Below are 22,281 nucleotides of genomic sequence, written 5' to 3' on the forward strand. Positions count from 1 at the left end.
GTCCAGTGCCTGAACTCGGTGCAGTACGGGCTGCTGCTGTTCCTGCTGGCCTCGGGGCTGACGCTGATCTTCGGGATCATGGGCGTCATCAACCTGGCGCACGGCAGCTTCTACATGATCGGGGCCTACATGGCCTTCTCGCTGTCGCCGCTGTTCGGCGACAGCTTCCTCCTGATGCTGCTGGCCGGCGTGGCGCTGGCCGCCGTGCTGGGCTACCTGCTGGAGTGGGCCTTCTTCAGCTACCTCTACCAGCGCGACCACCTGCAGCAGGTGCTGATGACCTACGGCCTGATCCTGGTGTTCGAGGAGCTGCGCTCCATCCTGGTGGGCAACGACGTGCACGGCGTGCCGGTGCCGGCCTGGCTGGACGGCAGCTTCGCGCTGGGCGGGGTGATGAGCTACCCGTGGTATCGCCTGTTCGCCTCGGCCGCCTGCATCGTGCTGGCGATCGCGATGTACGCGGTGGTCAACCGCACGCGGCTGGGCATGATGATCCGCGCCGGCGCCAGCAACCGCGACATGGTGCGCGGCCTGGGCATCGACATCCGGCGGCTGTACCGCATCGTCTTCGCCGGCGGCGTGGCGCTGGCGGCGCTGGCCGGCATGATCTCGGCGCCGATGTCCTCGGTGTATCCCAACATGGGCGCCAGCGTGCTCATCATCTGCTTCGTGGTGGTGGTGATCGGCGGCATCGGCTCGATCACCGGCGCGCTGGTGGCCTCGCTGCTGGTGGGCTTCGTCGACACCTTCGGCAAGGTCTTCTTCTCCGAGATCAGCGGCATCGGCATCTACCTGCTGATGGCCGCGGTGCTGATCTGGCGGCCCGAGGGGCTGATGGGGAGGAAAACATGAGCGCCGCGGCCCCGATGACTTCTCCCGTTCTTCCTTCCCTGCCCGCCGACCGCCTCACGCGCGGCCTGCTGGTGCCGGCTGCGGCCGTGGCGGTGCTGGCGGTGGCCGCGCCCTTCCTGGGCGGCTACGCCTCGGACCTGGTGGTCAAGGTGATGATCCTGGCCATCTTCGCGCTCAGCCTGGAGCTGCTGGTCGGCATGACCGGCCTGGTGAGCCTGGGCCACGCGGCCTTCTACGGCATCGGCGCCTACGTCACGGTGCTCGCATCCGGCGACGAGGGCGGCAACCTGCTGGTGCTGCTGGTGGCATCGATGGGACTGGCCGCGCTGTACGCGCTGGTGGTGGGCGCCTTGAGCCTGCGGACCAAGGGCGTGTACTTCATCATGGTCACGCTGGCCTTCGCGCAGATGGCCTTCTTCGTCTTCCACGACACGCCGGTGGGCGGCGGCAGCGACGGCATCTACCTGTACGTGCGGCCCGCCATCGGCCCGATCGACCTGGAGAACCGGCTGACGCTGTTCTACGTGGTGCTGGCCGCGCTGGCGGGCACCTACGGCCTGCTGGCGCTGATCCGCCGCTCGCGCTTCGGCGCCGCGCTGGCCGGCATCCGCGTGAGCGAGCAGCGCATGCGCGCGGTGGGCTTCCCGACCTACTTCTACAAGCTGGCCGCCTTCGTCATCGCAGGCGCGCTGGCCGGGCTGGCGGGCTGCCTGGTCGCCGCGCGCGACGGCGTGGTCAACCCCGAGCTGCTGGCCTGGCACAACTCGGGCGAGGTGCTGCTGATGATCATCCTGGGCGGCCTGGGCCACCTGCGCGGCGCGGTGCTGGGGGCGGTGGCCTTCACGCTGCTCAAGGAGCTGCTGTCCACCCACGCGCTGGTGGGCCCGCTGGCCGACCACTGGCAGCTCAGCCTGGGCCTGGTGATCATCGCCTTCGTGGCCTGGCTGCCGCGCGGCCTGATCGGGCTGGTGCAGCGCATCTCGCCGGAGGGCTCGCGATGAGCGGCAACGCGGACGCACTGCTGAAGGTCGACGGCCTGACGCGCCGCTTCGGCGGCCTGGTGGCGGTCGGCAGCGTCTCGCTCGACCTGCGCGTGGGCGAGGTGCACGCCGTCATCGGCACCAACGGCGCCGGCAAGTCGACGCTGATCAACATGCTCTCGGGCGAGATCGCCGCCAGCGAGGGCCGCATCGCGCTGGAGCGCAGCGACATCACCGCCCTGGCGCAGCCGCGCCGCGCCCTGGCCGGGGTGGGCCGCAGCTACCAGCGCAACACCATCTTCGCGGAGTTCACCGTGCTGGAGAACTGCCGCCTGGCGGCGCAGGCCGCCACGCCGCGGCCCTGGGCGTTCTGGGAGTCGGCGGCGCGCTGCGCGGCCAGCAACCAGGCCGCACACGAGGCGATGGAGGCCGCCGGCCTGACGGCCGAGGCGCAGCGCATCGCCGGCACCATGAGCCACGGCGCCAAGCGCCAGCTCGAGGTGGCGATGTGCCTGGCCACGCGCCCGCGCGTGCTGCTGCTGGACGAGCCCCTGGCAGGCATGGGCGCCGAGGAGACCGAGCGCATGCTGGCCCTGCTGTCGCGCCTGAAGGCCAGCCACGCGATCCTGCTGGTGGAGCACGACATGGACGCGGTGTTCCGCATCGCCGACCGCATCACGGTGATGGTCAACGGCACCGTCATCGCCACCGGCGCGCCGGAATCGATCCGCACCAACCCCGAAGTGCGCACCGCGTACCTCGGCGACGAGGCCCCGGCATGATCGAGACGCGCGAGCTCAACACCTACTACGGCGACAGCCACATCCTGCGCGGCGTCGACGCGCAGCTGCCCGGCGCCACCGCCGTCGGCCTGCTCGGCCGCAACGGCATGGGCAAGACCACCTTCATCCGCACCCTGATGGGCTACGTGCGCCCCGCCTCGGGCCAGGTGCTGGCCGACGGGCGCAACGTGACGGGCTGGGCGCCCGAGCGCATGGCGCGGCTGGGCATCGGCTACGTGCCCGAGGGCCGCGGCATCTTCCCCAACCTGTCGGTGCGCGAGAACCTGGTGATGGCCGCGCGCGCCGGCGTCGACGGCCGGCGCGACTGGACCTTCGAGCGGGTGATGGCGACCTTCCCACGCCTTTCGGAGCGGCTGTCGCACGGCGGCCAGCAGCTCTCGGGCGGCGAGCAGCAGATGCTGTCCATCGGCCGCGCGCTGATGACCAACCCGCGCCTGATGATCCTGGACGAGGCCACCGAGGGCCTGGCGCCGCTGGTGGTGGCCGAGATCTGGCGCGTGATCGCCGAGATCCGCGCCACCGGCATCGCCACGCTGATCGTCGACCGCGACTGGCGCAAGGTGCTGCACCACACCGACCGCGCGATGGTGATGGAGAAGGGCCTGATCACCCTGGCCGGCGGCTCGGCCGAGCTGCTGGCGCAGCCCGAGGCCCTGGCGCAGCGGCTGGGCGTGTAGCGCGGTTCAGTCCGGCGCGCGCCGGCGCAGGCCTGCCAGGTCGGTGACGGTGATCCCGCCGTACTCGATCTCGATCAGCCCGTCGGCCGCCAGCCGCTTGAGCGCGGCGTTGCAGCGCTGGCGCGAGACGCCCGACAGGTGCGCGATCTCCTCCTGCGAGACCTGCAGGTGCGGATCGCTGCCCGGGTGCAGCCAGGGGTGGAACAGGCCCACCAGCGCGCGTGCGACGTTGCTGTCGGTGTCCAGCAGGTGATGCGCCGCGAAGTTGCCCAGGAACCAGTGCATGCGCTCGTTGATCTGGCGCAGCAGGAACTCGCCGAAGCTGCGCTCGTACACGCGCAGCCACTCGAACACCTCGGCCGGCATCAGCGCCACCCGGCTGTCGCGCAGCGCGATCACGTCGGCCGTGCGCGCCACGCCGCGCAGCAGCGTGCCCTCGCCGTACCAGCTTCCCACCGACAGCCCGCCCAGCGTGACAGAGCGGCCGTCGGCGCTGCTGACCGACCACTTCAGCAGGCCCTCGACGGTGCCGTACCAGTGCTGCGGCGCGTCGCCCATGCGGCACAGCGCGGCGCCGGCGGGCACCTGCGCCTCGCGCATCTCCTCGCGCACGCGCGCACGCGCCTCGGGGCCGAGGGCAGGGAACCAGGCCGAGCCTTCGAGCAGGCTGTCGGTGGTCGGGGCGTGGGCGGGCGTGGGGCTGCGGCGCATGGCGGGGGGAAAACAATAACAGGCCCGGGTCCGCAGGCGCGCCATGTATGATTTCGGATCATTTTTCGAGCACTGACACGTCCCGGGCCGACGGCCTGCGGAATGCCTCTTCGCCATGTTCCCAGCCAGCCCTCGTACCGACATGGATGAGGAGACGGCGGACGCAGAACCCGTCCTGCCCTTCGTCGATGACTACCTGCCCGCGCTCCTGGCCCAGGCCAGCAAGCTGATCTCGACCGAGTTCCACGCCGTGGTGCAGGCGGCCGGCTTCTCGGTGACCGAATGGCGGATCCTCGCCACGCTGACCGGCAAGCCGGGCCTGAGCATCGGCGGGCTGGCGCAGATCTCGGTGAGCAAGCAGCCGACGGTGACGCGCCTGCTCGACCGCATGGAAGCCAAGGGCTACGTGGAGCGCTTCGCGCACGACACCGACCGCCGGATCACCATGGTGCGCATCGCGCCCGCCGGCCAGGCCATCGTGGCGAGCCTGATCCAGCAGGCCAAGGAACACGAGCGGCGCGTACTGCAGCCCTTCGGGCTGAAGCGGGCGGAGGCGCTCAAGGTCACGCTGCGGCGCATCATCGAGCTGCACCGTCCGCCGGGCTGAGCTTCCGGCTTCGACAGGCTCAGCCCGAACGGTGCTTGTCGATTGAACGCGATCCGGCTCAGTCGGCCCGGATGCCCCGCGCCTTCACGATCGGCCCGAACAGCGCCACCTCCTCCTTCACCATCGCCGCCACCTCGGCCGGCGACAGCGCCATCGGCTCGGCGCCCACCTCGGCGAAGCGCGCGCGCACCGATGGCTGCACGAGCAGCTTGTTCAGCTCGCGGTTCATGCGCTCGACGTGGGCCGCGGGCATGGCGGCCGGCGCGTAGACGGCGAAGGGCGTGTCGACGTAGACCTTGCCGAAGCCGGCCTCCTCGACGGTGGGCGCCGCGGTGTAGTAGGCCGGCCGCCGGCGGCTGGCCACTGCCAGCAGCTTGAGCTTGCCCGCCTTCACGCTGGGGAACACGGTGCCGGGCACGAAGGCGTAGTCGATCTGGCCGGCCATCACGTCCTGGATGGCCGGCGCCGCGCCGCGGTAGGGGATGTGCGTGGCGAAGATGCCGGCCGTCTGCTTGAACAGCTCGCCGCCCACGTGCGGCGTCGTGCCGTTGCCGGCCGAGCCGTAGCTGAGCTTGCCGGGGTTGGCCTTGGCGTAGGCCACGAACTCGGCCAGCGTGTTCGGCGCCAGCGTGGGCCGCGTGACGAGGAAGAGCTGCGTGTTGGCCAGCAGCGCGACGTGCTGCAGGTCCTTGGCCGGGTCCACCGGCATGCGCTCGAACATGATCGGGTTGACCGACTCCAGCGTCGTCACGTTGACCAGGAAGGTGTGGCCGTCGCCGCCGTTGCGCACGGCCTCCACCGCGGCCACGTTGCCGCTGGCGCCGCCGCGGTTGTCGATCACCACGGGCTGGCCCAGCGCCTCGGTCAGCTGCGGCACGAGCAGGCGGATCATCACGTCGGCCAGCCCGCCGGGCGGGAAGGCGACGACGAAGCGAACGGCCCTGCTGGGCCAGGCGGCCGGCTGGGCGAGGGCGGCGGGGCTCGCGGCGGCGAGCGCGGCGCCGGTGAATGCAAGGAAACTTCTGCGGGACGAAGGCATGGGGCGGCTCCTGGGTGGCGGTGACGAGGGAAGGCGGCTGCGGCTACAGCGCCAGGCTGCCGACGCTGGTGCCGCCGCAGACGTACAGCACCTGGCCGGTGACGAAGCTGTTGGCGGCGTCGGCGAAGAAGGCGACGGCGCGCGCCACGTCGGCCGATTCGCCGAGGCGGCGCACGGGCACCGAGGCCGCCAGTTGGCGCTCCTTCTCGCTGCCCTGCTCGACCACGTCGTAGAACATGTCGGTGCGGATCGGGCCGGGCGCGACCACGTTGACGGTGATGCCCTCGGGCGCCAGCTCCAGCGCCCAGGTGCGCGCCATGCCCAGCATGCCGGCCTTGGTGGCCGAGTAGCTGGTGCGCGTCTGCAGGCCCAGCGCCGCGCGCGACGAGAGCAGCACCACGCGGCCGAACTGCCGGGCGCGCATCGCGGGCAGCGCGGCCTGCAGCATCTGGATGGCGCAGCCCAGGTGCAGGTCGACCAGCGCGTCCAGGTCGGAGAGCTTCACTTCCGGCAGCAGCGCGGCGCGGATCACGCCGGCGTTGTGCACGATGGTGGTGACCTCGTGCCGCCGCACCATCGCCTGCACCGCCTCGGCGGTGGCGGCGCGGTCGGCCAGGTCGACCTCGACGCTGTGCAGCTTCGGGTGGTCGATCTCGGTGCGGCGGCGCGCCAGCGACACGACCTCGTAGCCCTGCGCCAGCAACTGCCCGCAGATCACCTTGCCGATGCCGGCGCTGCCGCCGGTCACCGCTGCAACCTTGTTGGGATTCATGCCTTGTCCCCCACCAGCGCCAGCACCCGCAACGGGCTGCCGCTGCCCTTCTCGATCTTCAGCGGCGCCGCCACCACCAGCGCGCCGGTGGGCGGGAGCTGGTCCAGGTTGGTCAGGCACTGCAGGCCGTACTTGCCGGCGCCGTGCATCAGCGAGTGGCAGGGGTAGGGCGGGCGCAGGTGGTAGCCCTGGCCGGCGTCGGTGTTGATCGATTCGGTGCCGAAGCCCAGCACGTCCCGCTGCTCGATCAAAAAGCGCACCGCCTCCGGCGTCGGGCCCGGCGTGTGCTGGCCGGTCTCGTCGAGGTTCTGGTAGGCCACGGCGTCGCGCTGCTTCTCCCAGCGGTGCGACCAGTCGGTGCGCATCAGCACCCAATGGCCGGCCGGGATGCGGCCGTGCGCCGCCTCGAAGGCCTCGATGTCGGCCACGGTCAGCAGGTAGTCCGGGTCGGCCGCGGCCTGCGCGCTGCAGTCGATCACGCAGGCCGGCGCGACGAAACGCTGCGGCGGGATGGTGTCGACCGAGTTGTTCGGCAGGTCGCGGCCCGAGATCCAGTGGATCGGCGCGTCGAAGTGCGTGCCGGTGTGCTCGCCGCAGGAGAAGTTGTTCCAGTACCAGCCGGGCCCGCGCTCGTCGTAGGCCGAGATCTGCTCGATGCGGAAGGGCTGGCACTGGCCCATCTCGGGCGGCAGCGCGATGGCCGGGAATTCGGAGCTCAGCGTCTGCGTCAGGTCGACGATGCGCACGCGGCCGCCGGCGAGCGCCAGCGCGAGGCTGCCGAGGATGTCCTGGGGGGTGGTGTTCATCTCACATGCCTCCTGCGGCGAGTTCGCGTTCGAGGACCTTCGGGTTGTCGCGCCAGCGGGCCAGCCACTCCTGCGCCACGTCGCCGGGGTAGACGTCTTCCACGCCATCGCGCAGCGCCTTCACGATGGCCGAGGCCAGGGCGGCCGGCGCGAGCTTCGGCGGCGGCAGGTTCTGGTTCCATTCGTCGTCGATCGGCCCGGGGAACACGTTGACCACGCGGATGCCGGCGCCGCGCATCTCGGCGCGCAGACACTGCGCCAGCGACAGCGCCGCGGCCTTGGAGGCCGAGAAGGTGCCGTGCGACGGGAAGTTGGCCAGCGCGTAGACCGACAGCAGGTTGACCCACGCGGTGGCGTGCGTCGCGCCGTCGGCCGCGCGGCCCTTGAGCGCCGGGCCGAAGGCCTGCGCCAGCCGCAACAGGCCGAAGTAGTTGACCTCCATCTCCGACTTGGCCACGTCGGTGCCGCGCCGCGCGGCGATGCCGAAGCCGCGGTGCAGCTCGGCGGTGTTGACCACGATGTCGACCTTGCCGCCGATCTCGCCGGCCCGTTCGTTGACCGAGCGCTCGTCGGTCACGTCCAGCGGCACCAGCGTGACCTGCGGCAGCGCCGCCAGCTCGGCCAGGCCGGGCAGCTGCTTCCAGGGCTCGGCGTGGCCGACCCAGACGATGTCGGCGCCGGCCTGGGCCATCGCCCGCGCCACCGCCTGGCCGACGGGCGACTTGCCGTCGGTCACCAGCACCTTGCGGTGCTTCGGGTCGCTCGTCATCTCGCGCAGCATCGTGTCGTCCGCCATGTGGGCCGTTCCTTTCTCCGGGTATCCGATCAGCACCGCCTGGCCGGCGCGGTCCAGCCGCGCGCCGACGCGCACGCGGCAAGGGGCCTCACCCACCTCACCATGCAGGTGCACCATCACGCTCGCGCCGGCGTCCAGCCGCACCATGCCCAGCCGCCACGGCAGGCGCTCGCGGAAGAACAGGTCGTTGCTGTGGGCGAGCGTGGTCGCGGCGAGCAGCTCGCCCTCGCCGGTCTGCGCCTGCCAGGGCAGGCAGGGCGACAGGCAGCGGTGGCAGGCCTCGCGCGGCGGGTACTGCAATGCGCCGCAGTCCGCGCAGACCTGCAGCGCGAAGCGGCCTTCGGCGGCCGCGGCCGTCAGGCCCAGCGCCACGCGGCCGCGCGCGCCGGGCGGCAGGTTCATCTGCCGCGTGCGCAGGACGGGGTTCTTGCGCGGGGGTTTCATGAAAGGCGCCGTCATTCGCTTTTCCCCAGGATCACGGCGCCGGTGCACAGGCAGCGGTCGTAGGTCACCATGCCGAAGCCGCCCACCAGGCCGTGGCGCGCACCGGCCACGCTGCGCTCGCCGGCCTGGCCGGTGAGCTGGCGGATCGTCTCCGTCATGCCGATGAAGCCGCCGGCCGCCCCGGCCTGGCCGCAGGAGAGCTGGCCGCCGCTGGTGTTCTGCGGGAAGTCGCCGGCCACCGTCAGGTCGCGCGCGCGCACGAAGGCCGGGCCCTCGCCCTTGGCGCAGAAGCCGAGGTCCTCGAACTGCATCATGGCGATCACCGGGTAGTCGTCGTAGGTCTGCAGCAGGTCGATGTCCTGCGGCTGCAGGCCGGCCTGGGCGTAGAGGTCGCCCTGGTCCATCGCCCAGCCGCCGCGCACCATCACCGGGTCGTCGGCGAAGGCGTTGTGCCGCTCGATGGCGCCGCGCAGCAGCACGTGCGGCAGGCCCAGGTCGCGCGCGCGCTCGGGCGCCATCACGAGGAAGGCCTCGGCGCCGGCGCAGGGCATCACGCAGTCGAACAGGTGGATGGGCTCGGAGATCGGCCGCGCGGCCATGTACTCGTCCAGGCTCAGGGGCTTCTTGAACAGGGCGTTCGGGTTCTTCAGCGCGTTGGCGCGCTGGGCCACGGCGATGCGGCCGAAGTCCTCGCGGCGGGCGCCGTAGGTGCGCATGTAGTGGGCCGTGATGAAGGCGAACATCGAGTTCGGCCCGCCCGAGCCGTAGGGGTAGCTGGCGTCGCGCGCGAAGTCGCTGAACGCGCCGAGCGTCTGGCGGAACGAGTCGACGTGGTTGGTGTCGGCCGCCACGCAGGCCACCACCTCCGCGTCGCCGCACTGCACGGCGCGCGCGGCGCGGCGCAGCGCCATCACACCCGAGGCGCCGCCGGTGGGGATGTGGTCGAGCCAGCGCGGCGACAGGCCCAGGTGCTGCGTCACGCCGACGGCCGTGTCGGGCGCCAGCGAAAAGCTGCTGACGGTGAGGCCGTCGATCTGATCCTTGCCCAGACCCGAGCCCTGGACCAGCGCGCGCACCGCCTGGCCGAGGAACCAGTGCGCGCCGCGGATGGAGTAGCGCTCGTAGGGCACGGTGACCGGCACGGTGAGCGCCACGCCCTCGTAGCCCCTGCGCTTTTGGATGTGCGCCATGTCAATCCAGCTTGATGCCGGCGGCCTTGATGATGCGGCCGAACTTCTGCGTGTCGCCCTGGATCGTCTGCGCGAACTGCTCGGGCGTGCCGGCCCCCACCGTCATGCCGACGCCCGACAGCAGCTCGCGCGTCTGCGGCATCTGCAGGATGGCCGCCAGCTCGTGGTGCAGCTTGTCGACGACCGCCTTGTCCGCCCCGGCCGGCAGCACGAAGCCGATCCAGGTCAGCAGGTCCACGCCCGGCGCGCCGGACTCGGCCAGCGTGGGCACTTCCGGCAGCAGCGGGTTGCGCTGCGCGCTGGTGACCGCCAGCGCGCGCACCTTGCCGCCCTTGATGTAGGGCATGGCCGGGCCCAGCGCGTCGAAGATGATCGGCACCTGGCCGCCCACCGTGTCGGTCATGGCCGGCGCGCCGCCCTTGTAGGGCACGGCCAGCAGGTCGGCGCCGGTGGCGCTCTTGAACACCTCGCCCGCCACCTGCGCCGGCATGGCGCCGTGCGCGTAGGCCAGCTTGCCGGGCTGGGCGCGCGCCATCGCCAGCAGCTCGGGCACCGTGCGCGCGCTCACCGACGGGTGCACCGCCAGCACCATCGGCATGGTGATCGCCAGCGTCACCGGCGTGAAGCTCTTCACCGGGTCGTAGGGCAGCTTGCCGTACAGGCTCTGGTTCATCGCCAGCGTGGAGTCGATCGCCACGAACAGCGTGTAGCCGTCCGGCGCGGCCTTGGCCGCCGCCTCGGCCGCGATGATGGTGTTGCCGCCGGGCTTGTTGTCGACGGTGACGGGCACCTTCCAGCGCTCGCCCAGGCGCGCCGCCACGGTGCGGGCCACCAGGTCGCTGCCGCCGCCGGGCGGGAAGGGCACGATGATGCGGATGGGCTTGCTGGGGTAGGCATCCTGTGCAGATACGCCGAGGGCCAGGCAGGCGGTGCACAGCAGCGCACCGAGGAATCGAAGGGCTTGCATGGTTGGTCTCCGGGAGGGTCAGCGCTTGAGCTGGATGCCGGCCGCCTCGCGGTCCCAGGTCTGCGGCGTGATGCCGCGCTCGCGCAGCTTGAACTTCTGCACCTTGCCGTTCTCGGTCGAGGGCAGCGCGGCCATGAATTCGAGGTACCGCGGCACGGCGAAGTACGCCATGCGCGGCTCGCAGAAGCGCACCAGTTCCACCGGGTCGAGCGCAGCGCCCTCGCGCGGCACGACGGCGGCCATGACCTCGTCCTCGGCCAGTTCGCTCTTCACCGGGAACACCGCCGCCACGGCCACCGCCGGGTGGCTCAGCAGCACCTGCTCGACCTCGTAGGAGGAGATGTTCTCGCCGCGGCGGCGGATCGCGTCCTTGAGCCGGTCGAGGAAGGTGAAGAAGCCGTCGGCGTCGCGCGTCACGCGGTCGCCGGTGTGGAACCACAGGTTGCGCCAGGCTTCCACCGTCTTGTCGGGCATGCCGAAGTAGCCGGTGGCGAAGGCGAAGGGCTCGTCGGCGCGCAGCAGCAGCTCGCCGGGGGTGCCGGGCGGCACCTCCTCGTCGTGCTCGTCGGCCACGCGGGCGGTGAAGCCCGGCACGATGCGGCCCATGCTGCCGGGGCGCTGCTCGGCGTCGAGGCCGATCACGAAGTTGCTCTCGGTGGAGCCGTAGCCGTCCAGCAGGCGCATGCCGAAACGCTCGCTGAACTGCGCATGGAAGCGCGGCGGCACGCCGGGCGCCAGCGCGATGCGCACCCGGTGCGCGCGGTCGTCGGGCGTCGCGTCCTTCGAGAGCAGGATCGGCACCATCGCGCCCAGCACGTAGGTGGCCGTGGCCTGGTGGCGCACCAGCGCGCGCCAGAAACCCGAGGCCGAGAAGCGCTTTTCCACCACCAGCGTGGAACCGGTCAGCAGCGCCTGGAAGAAGGCGTTCATCGCGTTGGTGTGGAACAGCGGCAGCGTGGTCAGCAGCACCTCGCCGTCGCCCAGCGCCAGCAGCGCGGCGGTGTGGCGGCCCCACCAGTAGAACTGCGCGTGCGGGCAGCACACGCCCTTGGACAGGCCCGTCGTGCCCGAGGTGTAGAGGATGGCCAGCGTGTCGCCGGGCTGCACCGGCGCGGCCTCGGCGAGCGCATCGCCGGGTGCGGGGAAGCGCTCGGTGCCGGGCTCTTCCGGCGCATCGACGCGCCACACGCGCTCCAGCGGCAGGCCGGCCCGGTCCTCGAGCCCGCGCAGCGCGGCCAGTCCCTCGGCCTCGGCGACGAACAGCCGCGCGCCGGAGTTGGCGAGGATGTGCCGCAGCGCGGCGCCCCGCGCGGCGGTGTTGATGGGCACCGTCACGGCACCGATCCAGGCGCAGCCCAGGAAGGTCTGCAGGAACTCGGCGCGGTTGCCGCACATCAGCGCCACGCGGTCGCCGGCGCGGATGCCGGCGGCCTGCAGCACCGCGCCCATGGCCCGGGCCGTGTGCAGCGCGTCGGCATAGCGCCAGCGGGTGTCGCCGGCGACGAGCAGCGTGCGCTCGGCGAAGCGGCCGCACTGGCGCTCCAGCATCGCCGGCAGCGTGCGCCCGGCGGGCGCGAAGGTCTCGATGGCATCGGTCACGGCGGGCCTCACATGAAGAGCTGCATGTTTCCGAAGGCCGCGTCGCAGTTCACGAGGTCCACGCGCTTGAGGCGGATGCGCAGCGCGCCGTCCGCCTGCCGCACCAGCTCGTGCGTGGCCCAGCCCGCATACAGCGCCTGCTCGTCCTGGCGCGTCTCGGTGTAGTGGAAGGCGGTGCGGCAGGTGTAGACGCCGGCCGCGTCGTCGCGCGCCGTCACGCGCGGCACCTGCAGCAGGTGGTGGCAACGGCTGGTGGGCTGCTGCGAGAAGGTGCGCGCGCCGCGCAGGCGCTCGATGCGCACTTCCAGCAGCAGGCGGTCCTCGTACAGCAGCGAGGCGTGCAGGCGCGGGTCGGTCTGGCCGTGGGCCAGCGGCATCCAGTAGTGGCCGTCCTCGGTGAACAGGGCGAGCCAGTCGTCGAAGCGCAGGTCGTCGAGCAAGGCGGCTTCGTCGAGGACGAAGTCGATGAGCTGCTGGTCGGTGGGCGACGCCGTGCTCATGCCGCCACCCCTTCGCGCATGCCCGCCGTCATGAAGCGCACCCAGGCGCGCATCTGGCTGCGCATCTGCCATTCGTTGGTGCCGTTGGTGACGGCCTCGTCCTGCGCCTTCTCGGCGGGGTCGAACAGCCGGCCCACGTTCACCCACTGCGAGCCGCGCGAGGCCAGGCCCTGCTGCGCGCGCTCGTACATCTCCAGGTCGTCGTGGCCGACCACCGAGGTGGGCGCGTTGACCAGGCGGTTGTACATGAGGGTGCGCTCCAGCAGCAGGTCCGGCGCGCCGACGAGGCGGAAGGTCCAGCTCTCGACCAGCGTGCGGTCGGCCGCCAGCGGGCGGAAGATGCGCAGCGTCTGGATCGGTCCCTTGACCATGATGTTGGGGAAGTACACCGTGTTGTGGCGCACGTCGCCGAGGATCGCCTTGGCGCGTTCCTCGCCATAGGCGGCGACCATGCTTTCCCAGTAGCCGGGCGCGGGCGAGTAGGCGGCGTGGATCGAGTCGCTGACGCCGGTGTGGCCGTGGCCGTTGGGCCAGACGCGGATGCCCATGTTCTCGAAGAACTCGTAGGGGCTGACGAAGGGCGCGAACAGCTCCACCGCCATCGGCTTGGGCGTGCCCGCCGGCGCGTTCTCCCAGACCTTGACCGCGGTGCCGGCCGAGGACTCGTGCGCGACCATCGGGTGGCAGGTGTCGGTCTGGTTGTCGACCAGCATCTTCCAGTTGCAGCGGTGCAGGTAGCGCATCACGCCGCCGGCCACTTCCAGCCGGCCCTCGGGCGAGCGGTCGACCATGTTGTCCAGCGTCGAGAGCGAGGGGCCGAAGAAGTCCTCGAAGCCGATGCCCTCGGGGTTGAGCCGGCAGAAGACGAAGTCGCGGTAGGTATGCACCGCGCCGACGGGGGCCAGGCCGGTGCTGGCCTCGCAGGCCTCGAAGCCGGTGTTCTCGTAGCCCTTCTTCAGCGGGATGGACAGCAGCTTGCCGTCGGTGCGGTAGGTCCAGGCGTGGTAGGGGCAGCGGAAGAACTTGCCGGTGCTGCCGCAGCCGTCGGGCGCGACCTTCACGCCCTTGTGCGCGCAGCGGTTGTACAGGACCTTGATGCTCTGGTCGGTGTGGCGCACCATCACCACCGGCTGGTCGCCGACCGTGGTCGCGAAGTAGTCGCCGGGCTTGGGCACCTGGCTGCCGTGGCCCACGTAGACCCAGGTGTTGGCGAACAGGTGCTGCATCTCCAGCGCGAACACCTCTGGGTCGATGTAGCAGTCCTTGTGCACCTCGGTGTCGCGCACCAGCGCGGCGATGGCGTCGGGGTTGTCGCGGTAGCGGTCCATGGCGCGCCCCGGTCAGTCGAGCCGGATGTTGGCCTCGCGCACCACGCGGCCCCAGCGCGTGCGTTCCGCGGCGGCGAAGCGCGCCAGCTCGTCCGGCGTGCCGGGCAGCGGCTCGATGCCCAGCACCTGCATGCGGGCGCGGACCTCGGTGGAGTTCAGCGCGTCCACCAGGTGTTTGTTCAGCGTCTTCACCGTCGCCGCGCCGATGCCGGCCGGCGCGACCAGCGCCTGCCACGCGGAGGCCTCGAAGCCGGGCAGGCCCTGCTCGGCCAGCGTCGGGATGTCGGGCATCGTGGCCAGGCGCCCGGCGTTGGCCACGCCGATGGCGCGCACCTTGCCGGAGGTGATGAACGAGCCGCCGCTGGAGGTGTCGACGAACATGAAGGGCAACTGCCCGCCGATCACGTCGGCGATGGCCGGCGCGGCGCCGCGGTAGGGCACATGGGTGAGGTTCAGCCCCGTCTGCTGGCGGAACAGCTCGGTGGCCAGGTGGTGCGGGCTGCCGGTGCCCGGGCTGCCGTAGCCCATGCCCTTGGGGTCGCTGCGCACCCAGGCCATGAACTCCTTGAGGTTCTTCGGCTGCGCGTTCGGGTTCACCACCAGCACCAGCGGGAAGCGCGCGATGGTGCCCACCGGCGCGAAGTCCTTCTCCGCGTTGTAGGCCAGCTTGCTGTAGAGGAAGGGGTTGGCGGCGATGACGGCGGAGTCCGCGGTGAACACGGTGTGCTCCGGGTCGCGCGCCTTGGCCACGTAGTCGGCCGCGATGTTCGAGCCGGCGCCGGGCTTGTTGGTAACGATGAAGCTCTGGCCCATGGACTTGCCCATGGCCTCGGCCAGCATGCGCGCCACGGTGTCGGAGCCGCCGCCGGGCGCGTAGCCGACGACCCATTCGACGGGCTTGCTGTCGGCAAGGGCCAGCGTGGGCGCCGCGGCCAGCGGCAGCAGGGAGAGCACTTGGCGGCGGGACAGCAGGGAGGACTTCATCGCGGGGCTCCAGGAGTGATTGGGGGGAGGAATCAGAGGTCGAGCACGAGGCGCCGGCCCTTGGCGCGCGAGACGCAGATCTGCATCACCTTGCCGCCGGCCTTCTCGGCATCGCTGAGGAAGTAGTCACGGTGCTCCGGCTCGCCTTCGACGACGGCGGCGGAGCACACGCCGCATTCGCCGCGCTTGCAGTCGAACAGCGGGTCGCAGCCGTGCTCGATCAGGCAGTCGAGGATGGACTGGCCGGCCGGCACGGTGAACTGCTGGCCGCTCTGCGCCAACACGACATCGATGGGCTGGTCGCCCGCGGCCGCCACCGGTGCGGTGAACAACTCGAAGTGCACGCGCTCGCGCGGCCAGCCGCGCGCGTCGGCGGTGGCCAGCACGGCGTCGAGCATCACGCGCGGGCCGCAGACGTAGAGCTGGTCCTCTGCCGCGCAGCCGTCGAGCAGCGCGGCCACGTCCAGCGGCGCGCCCTGCCGCTCTTCGTCGGCGTGCACGGCCAGCGACTCGCCCAGCAGGGCCTGCAGCTCGGGCAGGAAGGCCATCAGCGCGCGGCTGCGGCCGGCGTAGAGCATCCGCACCGGCAGGCCGGCGGCGCGGCGCGCGGCGGCCATGCTGGCCAGCGGCGTGATGCCGATGCCGCCGGCCACCAGCACGGCGCAGCCCGCGTGCGCGCCGAGCGGGAAGTCGTTCTTCGGCGGTTCGATCGCGACGCGCTGGCCCACCTGCAGCGCGTGCATCCAGCGCGAGCCGCCGCGGCCCTCGTCCTCGCGCCGCACGGCGATGGTGTAGTGCGGCTGCGGCGCGCCGGTGTCCGCCTCGGCGGCGGTGTTGACGAGGGAGTAGTGGCGCCAGTCGCTGGTGCCGTCCGGTAGCGCGACCTGCACGCGCACGTGCGCGCCCGCCGAGAAGCCGGGCAGCGGCGCGCCGTCCACGGCACGCAGCGTGAAGCGGCGGATCAGCGGGTTCAGCGCATCGGCGGCGACGACTTCGACGGCGAGGGTGTCCATGACGCGTCTCTCCTTCAGGCCAGCGCGTGGCGCGCCAGCGCGGCCTGCAGCGCCTTGCCGTGCTCGTCGGCCAGCGCGGCCTCGCGCAACTCGCGCAGGGTGGCCGGCGCCAGGTGGCGGCCGGCGCGCTGCACCGCGTCCATCAGCCGCTGGTAGTTCGCCAGGCCGCGGGCGTGCGTGTCGCCGTAGCCCTTGACCAGGCGCTGGCACTGCGCGATCTCCGCCGCCAGCGCCGGGTTGTGGCCTGCGGCCTCGGCGATGCGATCGAGCCACTGCTCGATGCGCGCGTTCTCCATCTGGTAGCGCAGCGTGCGGCGGCGGATGCCGCGCAGCCGCGCCAGGCCCCACAGCAGCAGGTAGCCGCGCAGCGAGGTGGTGGTGACCACGCGGCCCTCGCGCGCCATGCGCGCCACCAGCCGGTGTGCCGCATGCGGGCGCGCCAGCCAGCGGCCCAGGCCGGCCGGCAGGGTCTCGCATATTTCCTCGACGCGCGGGTGCATGAACTCGCTGATGGCGAGCTGCTGGCCCGCCTGAAGCCGCACCTCGGAGTGCACGCGCGTGAAGCGGCTGTCGCGCGTCTTCAGGTCGGCCACGCGGATGGTGTCCTCGTAGCTCATCCACAGCGCCAGGTGGCGGGCGGCCGCGCGCAGCAGGGCGCCGCCGTCGTCGGCGCCCCGGGCCAGCCGGTCGAGGCGGTCGAGGTACAGCGCGGCGTAGGCCGGGTCCTGGTAGTCGATCAGGCGGCGCACGCCTTCGGTGACGAGGTGCTGCGCATCGGCGGGGAACTCGCCGCGCACGCGCTGCAGCAGGGCGGCGACCTGCGGGTCGCGCGGCGCCGCGGGTGCGGCGGCCGGTTCCGGAGGAGTGTCGGTGGCAGCCGTGTCCGCGGCCGGCGGTTCGGCTGCCTGTGCACAGGCAGCGCCGAAGGCCTTGAGGCTGGCCTTCACGCCCACGCCGCCGCGCTCGATGGTCGCCTCGAACTGCGCGCGGCCGAAGGGCAGCACGCCGGTGCCGGCCAGAGCGCCGAACAGCACGGCGCTGACCACACTGCCCGCGGCCTCGGCCGCCGCCGCCATGTCGAAGCGCACGAAGCGCTTGGCGGCGCGCGCGGCATGGGCCAGCAGCTCGGCATCGTCCACGCGGCCGTCGCCCATCGCCGTCTTCTCGGCGATGGCGTAGACGCGGTGGGTGGAGGCGATGAGCGTGGTGCGCTCGGGCGTGACCAGGCCGCGCTGCACGGCGCGGCCGGCCTCCATCAGCTCGGAGGCCAGCACCACGTCCACGTCGCCCGGCAGCGGCATCAGCGCCAGCACCGGCCGGCCGCCGTCGCGCCGCGCCTGCTCGGCCGGGAACAGCTCGACGTAGTAGATGGTGGCACCGGTGCGCTGCGCCACGCCGGGCACCGAGGTGGTCTGGGCGATGTAACCGTTGTGCTCGCCGAGGTCGACGATCCAGTCGGCCAGCACGCCGCCGCCCTCGCCGCCCATGGCGAGGATGGCGATCTTGATCGGTTGCGGTGTCGTCGTCATGGCGGCCTCAGAAGGCGTAGCGAAGGCGGCGGCGGGCGTCGCGGGCCTGCAGCCAGCCGATCACGCCGCGGCGCAGGCGGGCGCGCAGGCGGTCCCAGCGGGTGGGGTTGCTGACGATCTGCGCGCGGTAGAAGGAGGGGCACAGCACGGCGGCGTGCGAGACCTCGCCGCACAGGCCGCAGCCCACGCAGCTGTCGAGCACGGTGGCCACCGGGTCGGTGCGCAGCGGGTCGGGATTGGGCTTGATCGACAGCGAGGGGCAGCCCGACAGGCGGATGCAGGAGTGGTCGCCGGTGCAGGTGTCCGGGTCGATGCCGAAGCGCTCGCGCACCACGCGCTCGCCGCGCGCGGCGGCGGCGCGCTGCAGCGGCTTCTCGCGGCGCTGGCGGTTGAGCATGCATTCGCTCTGCGCCACCAGCACCTTGGGGCCCTTCTCCCCGGTGGTCAGCGCCTCGCGCAGCGTGCCGACCATGGTCTTCAGGTCGTAGGTGCGGCGCACCGTCTTCACCCACTGCACGCCGACGCCGCGCACGGCGTTCTCGATCGCGTGGTTGGTACTGCGCGTGGGGTTCTGCGCCTTCGACGACAGGATGTCCTGCCCGCCGGTGGCCGAGGTGTAGCTGTTGTCGACGACGATGGTGAGGTTGTCGCTCTTGTTGAACACCGCGTTGGCGATGCCGCTGGTCAGCCCGTTGTGCCAGAAGCCGCCGTCGCCCATCACCGAGATGGCGCGCTTGCCCGTCGGCACGTTCAGCGCCGCGGCGCCGGCGCCGCCCAGGCCGTAGCCCATGGTGGTGTTGCCCAGGTTGAAGGGCGGCAGGATGGAGAACAGGTGGCAGCCGATGTCGGCGCTGACGTGGTGCTCGCCCAGCTCGCGCTCGACCAGCTTCATGGCGGTGAAGATGGGCCGCTCGGGGCAGCCGGTGCAGAAGCCCGGCGGCCGCGCGGCGATGCTGGCCTCGATGGGCCGCGCCGGCTCGGGCAGCAGGGGGATCGTGCGGCGCTCGCGCACGGGCGCGGGCTGCGCCGCCAGCTTGCCGTGCGCCTGCAGGAAGCCGCGCAGGCCCTGCAGCACCGCGGCCGTGGTGTATTCGCCGGCCATCGGCAGCAGGTCCTTGCCGTGCAGCGCGGTCGTGCTGCCGGCCTGGCGCAGGATGGTGGCGACGTTCTGCTCGACGAAGTTGGGCTGGCCCTCCTCCACCACCAGCAGCGCGCGCTTGCCTTCGCAAAAGCGCAGCAGCTCCGCGTCGACCAGCGGGTAGGCCACGTTCATCACGTACAGCGGCACCCGGGTGTTGCCGTACACGTCGGCCAGGCCGAGCTGCTGCAGCGCGCGCACCACGGTGTTGTAGCTGCCGCCCTGCACCGCGATGCCGACGTCGTCGGCCTGCTCGGCGAAGAACTCGTTCAAGCCGCGCTCCTGGATGAAGCGCACCGCGGCCGGCCAGCGCTCCTTCACCTTCTCCTGCTCGTGCACGAAGCTGGCCGGCGGCAGCACGATGCGGCTGACGTCGCGCTGCGGCTGCTCCATCGCCTGCTGGATGCTGAAGGCGGCGCGGCGGTTGTCGCTGGCCGTGAACTCGCCGTGCACGTGGCAGGCACGGATGCGCAACTGCAGCATCACCGGCGTGCGGCTGGCCTCCGAGAGGTCGAAGCCGTCCTTGACCGCCTGCACGATGCCGGGCAGGTTGGGCCGTGGATCGAGCAGCCAGATCTGCGACTTCATCGCGAAGGCGTGGCTGCGCTCCTGCATGATCGACGAGCCCTCGCCGTAGTCCTCGCCCACGATGACGAGCGCGCCGCCGGTCACGCCGCCGGAGGCGAGGTTGGCCAGCGCGTCGGAGGCGACGTTGGTGCCCACCGTGGCCTTGAACGTGACCGCGCCGCGCAGCGGATAGTTGACCGAGGCCGCCAGCGTGGCGGCGGCGGTGGCCTCGCTGGCGCTGTTCTCGAAGCGGATGCCGTGCTCGGCGAGGATGTCCTGCGCGTCGGCCAGCACATCCATCAGGTGCGAAATCGGCGCGCCCTGGTAGCCGGCGATGTAGTTCACGCCCGACTCCAGCAGCGCCTTGGTCACGGCCAGGATGCCCTCGCCGCGGAACACCTCGCCGGCGCCCAGGCGCAGCTTCTTGACTTCCTCGACGAACGAACGCTCGGCCATGCCGGATCCTTCTTCCAAAGCCCGCGTGGGGTGCGGGAATCAATGATTTTGGATGGATCGTAGCGGCATCGCTTGAAAAGTAAATATATCCAAATTCATGGTTTTCCCTGGTCCGGCGCCCCCCGCCGGCGCCGCCGCTCGCGGGCAGGCACCGCGAAAACCCTGAGGCCGAATGTCGTCGCGACGACTGAGTCGCCCCGTCCCCCGCCCGAACATGCGCCCCTACCACGACCGCACCCGAAGACGCCATGAGCAAGCGCAAAGTCATCGTCACCATCGCCCCCACCGGCGGCATGGCCCACAAGTCGCAGAACCCGCACCTGCCCACCCAGCCTCATGAGATCGCCGAGGACGTGGTGCGCTGCTGGAACGCCGGCGCCAGCGTGGCGGCCATCCACGCGCGCCGGCCCGACGACGGCGCCACCTGCGATGCGGACGTCTACCGCGACATCAACACCCGCATCCGCGCGGCCGGCTGCGACATCGTGCTGAACAACTCCACCGGCGGCGGCGTGCACGGCGACATGGTCCGCGCGCTGCCGGGCGGGCGCTTCGAGATCGCCTGGGAGGAACGCATCAAGGGCATGGACGCCGGCGCCGAGATGTGCACGCTGGACGCCACCACGCTGAACCTGAGCTTCGGCGGGCGCGAGATCCTGATGGACACGCCGCTGTCCAAGGGCCGCGAACTGGCCGCCGGCATGAAGGCGCGCGGCATCAAGCCCGAGTGGGAGGTGTTCGCCCACACGCACATCCTTCAGGACGTGACGACGCTGATCGAGGAAGGCCACGACGAAGCGCCTCACTTCATCAACCTGGTGATGAACGTGCACCGCAACTTCCAGAACGCGATGCCCTTCTCGCCGCGCTACCTGCAGCAGATGGTGGACGTGCTGCCGGCGAACAGCATCTTCTGCGTGAGCGGCATCGGGCCCTCGCAGCTGGAGGCCAACGTAGCCGCGCTGCTGCTGGGCGGCCATGCGCGCGTGGGGCTGGAGGACAACCTCTACTACCGCCAGGGCGAGCTGGCCACCAACGTGCAGCTCACCGAGCGCATCGTGCGGCTGATCCGCGAGCTGGACATGGAGCCGGCCACGCCCGAGGAGGCGCGCCGGATCATGGGCCTGCCGCGCACCGGCACGCCGCGGCCCGAATTCGCGCCCGCCGCAGTGGCGCAGGCCGCCTGACATGGACAACAGCCGCGTTTCGGGTTGAGCCCCAACCACCGTTCGGGCTGAGCCTGTCGAAGCCCTGCGCGGCGCTTCGACAGGCTCAGCGTGAACGGGCAGGGGAGTTTTCAACGCTCTCGCGCACGCCTTCTTTCCCACCATCACGAGGAGACACAACGATGAACTTCACACGCACCGCCCTGGCCGCCGCCGCGCTGGCCTGCGCCGCCGGCGCCTCGGCCCAGATCTCGGACGACACCATCCGCATCGGCTTCATCAGCGACATGTCGGGCGTCTACCGCGACTACGACGGCCCGGCCGGCGCGGAGGCGATCCGCATGGCCATCGCCGACATGGGCGGCGCGATCGACGGCAAGAAGATCGAGCTGGTCGCGGCCGACCACCAGAACAAGCCCGACATCGCTGCCGCCAAGGCGCGCGAGTGGTTCGACGTGGACAAGGTGGACATGCTGATCGGCGGCGTGAACTCCGGCGCCGCCATCGCCATGGCCGGCGTCGCGCGCGACAAGGGCAAGCCCTACTTCGTCGTCGGCTCCGGCGCGTCGAGCCTGACCAACGAGCACTGCTCGCCCTACACCGTGATGTACGCCTACGACACGGTGGCGATGGCGCGCGGCACCGCCAGCGCGGTGCTCAAGAACGGCGGCAAGCGCTGGTTCTTCGTGACCGCCGACTACGCCTTCGGCAACGCGCTGCAGACCGACGCGACCAAGGTGCTGGAAGCCGGCGGCGGCGCGGTGGCCGGCGCGGTCAAGCACCCGCTGGGCGCGAGCGACTTCTCTTCCTACATGCTGCAGGCCACCAACGCCAAGCCCGACGTGCTGGCGCTGGCCAATGCCGGCGGCGACACCGTCAACGCCATCAAGTCGGCGGCCGAGTTCGGCCTGGCGCAGAAGATGAAGCTGGCCGGCATGATCATCACCATCCAGGACGTGCACGCGCTGGGCCTGAAGACGGCGCAAGGCATGTACCTCACCGACAGCTGGTACTGGAACCAGAGCCCCGAGGCGCGCAGCTGGGCGCAGCGCTTCTACGAGAAGCACAAGCGCATGCCCACCTCCTTCCACGCCGGCGACTACTCGGCCGCGCTGCAGTACCTGAAGGCGGTGCAGGCCGCCGGCAGCGACGACGGCGCGAAGGTGATGGCGCAGCTGAAGAAGACGAAGTTCAACGACCTGTTCGTCAAGGACGGCTGGCTGCGCGACGACGGCCTGATGGTGCACGACATGCACCTGATGCAGGTGAAGACGCCGGCCGAGTCGAAGGAGCCCTGGGACTACTACAAGGTGGTGGAGTCGATCCGCGGCGAGGCCGCCTGGACCACGCGCGCCGA

21 protein-coding genes are annotated in these 22,281 nt (G+C 71.5%); 7 read left to right on the top strand and 14 right to left on the bottom strand.

Annotated features, from left to right (window positions below):
* The 4 genes from ACIY1X_RS11560 to ACIY1X_RS11575 all read left to right on the top strand — a co-directional run.
* A partial coding sequence (locus ACIY1X_RS11560) for a branched-chain amino acid ABC transporter permease (protein ID WP_399680684.1) occupies positions 1-852 on the top strand: 852 nt, incomplete at its 5' end.
* Between the two features lie 14 nt (positions 853-866).
* On the top strand, positions 867-1,853 hold the full coding sequence (locus ACIY1X_RS11565) for a branched-chain amino acid ABC transporter permease (RefSeq protein WP_399680712.1): 987 nt from the start codon (positions 867-869) through the stop codon (positions 1,851-1,853).
* Entirely contained in the window at positions 1,850-2,614 is a 765-nt protein-coding gene (locus tag ACIY1X_RS11570; protein WP_399680686.1) for an ABC transporter ATP-binding protein, read from the top strand. Before ACIY1X_RS11565 ends, ACIY1X_RS11570 begins: the two co-directional genes overlap by 4 nt.
* A complete protein-coding gene (locus ACIY1X_RS11575; RefSeq protein ID WP_038211551.1) occupies positions 2,611-3,312 on the top strand; it encodes an ABC transporter ATP-binding protein in 702 nt (233 codons plus the stop codon). The genes ACIY1X_RS11570 and ACIY1X_RS11575 overlap by 4 nt, the downstream gene beginning before the upstream one ends.
* Before the next feature lie 6 nt (positions 3,313-3,318).
* On the opposite strand, the gene ACIY1X_RS11580 is transcribed toward ACIY1X_RS11575, so the two are convergent.
* Complete coding sequence (locus tag ACIY1X_RS11580; RefSeq protein WP_399680688.1) at positions 3,319-4,023, bottom strand: Crp/Fnr family transcriptional regulator; 705 nt, start codon at positions 4,021-4,023, stop codon at positions 3,319-3,321.
* Between the two features lie 142 nt (positions 4,024-4,165).
* Between ACIY1X_RS11580 and ACIY1X_RS11585 the strand changes: the two genes are divergently transcribed.
* Positions 4,166-4,630 carry a MarR family winged helix-turn-helix transcriptional regulator gene (locus ACIY1X_RS11585; protein WP_038211548.1) on the top strand — a complete coding sequence of 155 codons (465 nt, stop codon included), beginning with the start codon at positions 4,166-4,168 and terminating at the stop codon, positions 4,628-4,630.
* Between the two features lie 58 nt (positions 4,631-4,688).
* Here ACIY1X_RS11585 and ACIY1X_RS11590 read toward each other — a convergent pair whose 3' ends face one another.
* The 13 genes from ACIY1X_RS11590 to ACIY1X_RS11650 are packed head-to-tail and all read right to left on the bottom strand — an operon-like array spanning position 4,689 to position 19,758.
* A complete protein-coding gene (locus ACIY1X_RS11590) occupies positions 4,689-5,669 on the bottom strand; it encodes a Bug family tripartite tricarboxylate transporter substrate binding protein (protein ID WP_399680689.1) in 981 nt (326 codons plus the stop codon).
* Positions 5,670-5,712: 43 nt separating this feature from the next.
* Positions 5,713-6,441, bottom strand: coding sequence for an SDR family oxidoreductase (locus tag ACIY1X_RS11595; protein WP_399680690.1), 729 nt, complete (start codon positions 6,439-6,441; stop codon positions 5,713-5,715).
* Complete coding sequence (locus ACIY1X_RS11600; protein ID WP_399680691.1) at positions 6,438-7,247, bottom strand: cyclase family protein; 810 nt, start codon at positions 7,245-7,247, stop codon at positions 6,438-6,440. The genes ACIY1X_RS11595 and ACIY1X_RS11600 overlap by 4 nt, the downstream gene beginning before the upstream one ends.
* Position 7,248: 1 nt before the next feature.
* On the bottom strand, positions 7,249-8,502 hold the full coding sequence (locus ACIY1X_RS11605) for an SDR family NAD(P)-dependent oxidoreductase (protein WP_399680692.1): 1,254 nt from the start codon (positions 8,500-8,502) through the stop codon (positions 7,249-7,251).
* The gene (locus ACIY1X_RS11610) at positions 8,499-9,677 is read right to left on the bottom strand and encodes a thiolase family protein (RefSeq protein ID WP_399680694.1); all 1,179 of its coding nucleotides are present in this window, start codon (positions 9,675-9,677) and stop codon (positions 8,499-8,501) included. Before ACIY1X_RS11610 ends, ACIY1X_RS11605 begins: the two co-directional genes overlap by 4 nt.
* Position 9,678: 1 nt before the next feature.
* Positions 9,679-10,644 carry a Bug family tripartite tricarboxylate transporter substrate binding protein gene (locus tag ACIY1X_RS11615; RefSeq protein WP_399680696.1) on the bottom strand — a complete coding sequence of 322 codons (966 nt, stop codon included), beginning with the start codon at positions 10,642-10,644 and terminating at the stop codon, positions 9,679-9,681.
* Between the two features lie 18 nt (positions 10,645-10,662).
* A complete protein-coding gene (locus ACIY1X_RS11620) occupies positions 10,663-12,243 on the bottom strand; it encodes an ATP-dependent acyl-CoA ligase (RefSeq protein ID WP_399680698.1) in 1,581 nt (526 codons plus the stop codon).
* An 8-nt stretch (positions 12,244-12,251) separates the two neighbouring features.
* Positions 12,252-12,743, bottom strand: coding sequence for an aromatic-ring-hydroxylating dioxygenase subunit beta (locus ACIY1X_RS11625; protein ID WP_399680699.1), 492 nt, complete (start codon positions 12,741-12,743; stop codon positions 12,252-12,254).
* Positions 12,740-14,071: an aromatic ring-hydroxylating dioxygenase subunit alpha gene (locus ACIY1X_RS11630; RefSeq protein ID WP_399680701.1), complete on the bottom strand. Its 1,332-nt coding sequence runs from the start codon at positions 14,069-14,071 to the stop codon at positions 12,740-12,742. The genes ACIY1X_RS11625 and ACIY1X_RS11630 overlap by 4 nt, the downstream gene beginning before the upstream one ends.
* A gap of 12 nt (positions 14,072-14,083) precedes the next feature.
* Positions 14,084-15,055, bottom strand: coding sequence for a Bug family tripartite tricarboxylate transporter substrate binding protein (locus tag ACIY1X_RS11635; protein WP_399680703.1), 972 nt, complete (start codon positions 15,053-15,055; stop codon positions 14,084-14,086).
* Between the two features lie 32 nt (positions 15,056-15,087).
* The gene (locus ACIY1X_RS11640; protein ID WP_399680704.1) at positions 15,088-16,068 is read right to left on the bottom strand and encodes a PDR/VanB family oxidoreductase; all 981 of its coding nucleotides are present in this window, start codon (positions 16,066-16,068) and stop codon (positions 15,088-15,090) included.
* A gap of 14 nt (positions 16,069-16,082) precedes the next feature.
* Complete coding sequence (locus tag ACIY1X_RS11645) at positions 16,083-17,597, bottom strand: indolepyruvate oxidoreductase subunit beta family protein (RefSeq protein WP_399680705.1); 1,515 nt, start codon at positions 17,595-17,597, stop codon at positions 16,083-16,085.
* Positions 17,598-17,604: 7 nt separating this feature from the next.
* Positions 17,605-19,758, bottom strand: a complete 2,154-nt coding sequence (locus tag ACIY1X_RS11650; protein ID WP_399680706.1) for a thiamine pyrophosphate-dependent enzyme — start codon at positions 19,756-19,758, stop codon at positions 17,605-17,607.
* 248 nt (positions 19,759-20,006) lie between these two features.
* On the opposite strand from ACIY1X_RS11650, the gene ACIY1X_RS11655 reads away from it, so the two are divergent.
* Both ACIY1X_RS11655 and ACIY1X_RS11660 read left to right on the top strand, forming a co-directional pair.
* Entirely contained in the window at positions 20,007-20,945 is a 939-nt protein-coding gene (locus tag ACIY1X_RS11655) for a 3-keto-5-aminohexanoate cleavage protein (protein ID WP_399680708.1), read from the top strand.
* 161 nt (positions 20,946-21,106) lie between these two features.
* A partial coding sequence (locus ACIY1X_RS11660) for an ABC transporter substrate-binding protein (RefSeq protein ID WP_399680710.1) occupies positions 21,107-22,281 on the top strand: 1,175 nt, incomplete at its 3' end.

The sequence above is a fragment of the Xenophilus sp. genome, assembly GCF_044462705.1.
Lineage (GTDB): Bacteria > Pseudomonadota > Gammaproteobacteria > Burkholderiales > Burkholderiaceae_C > Xenophilus > Xenophilus azovorans.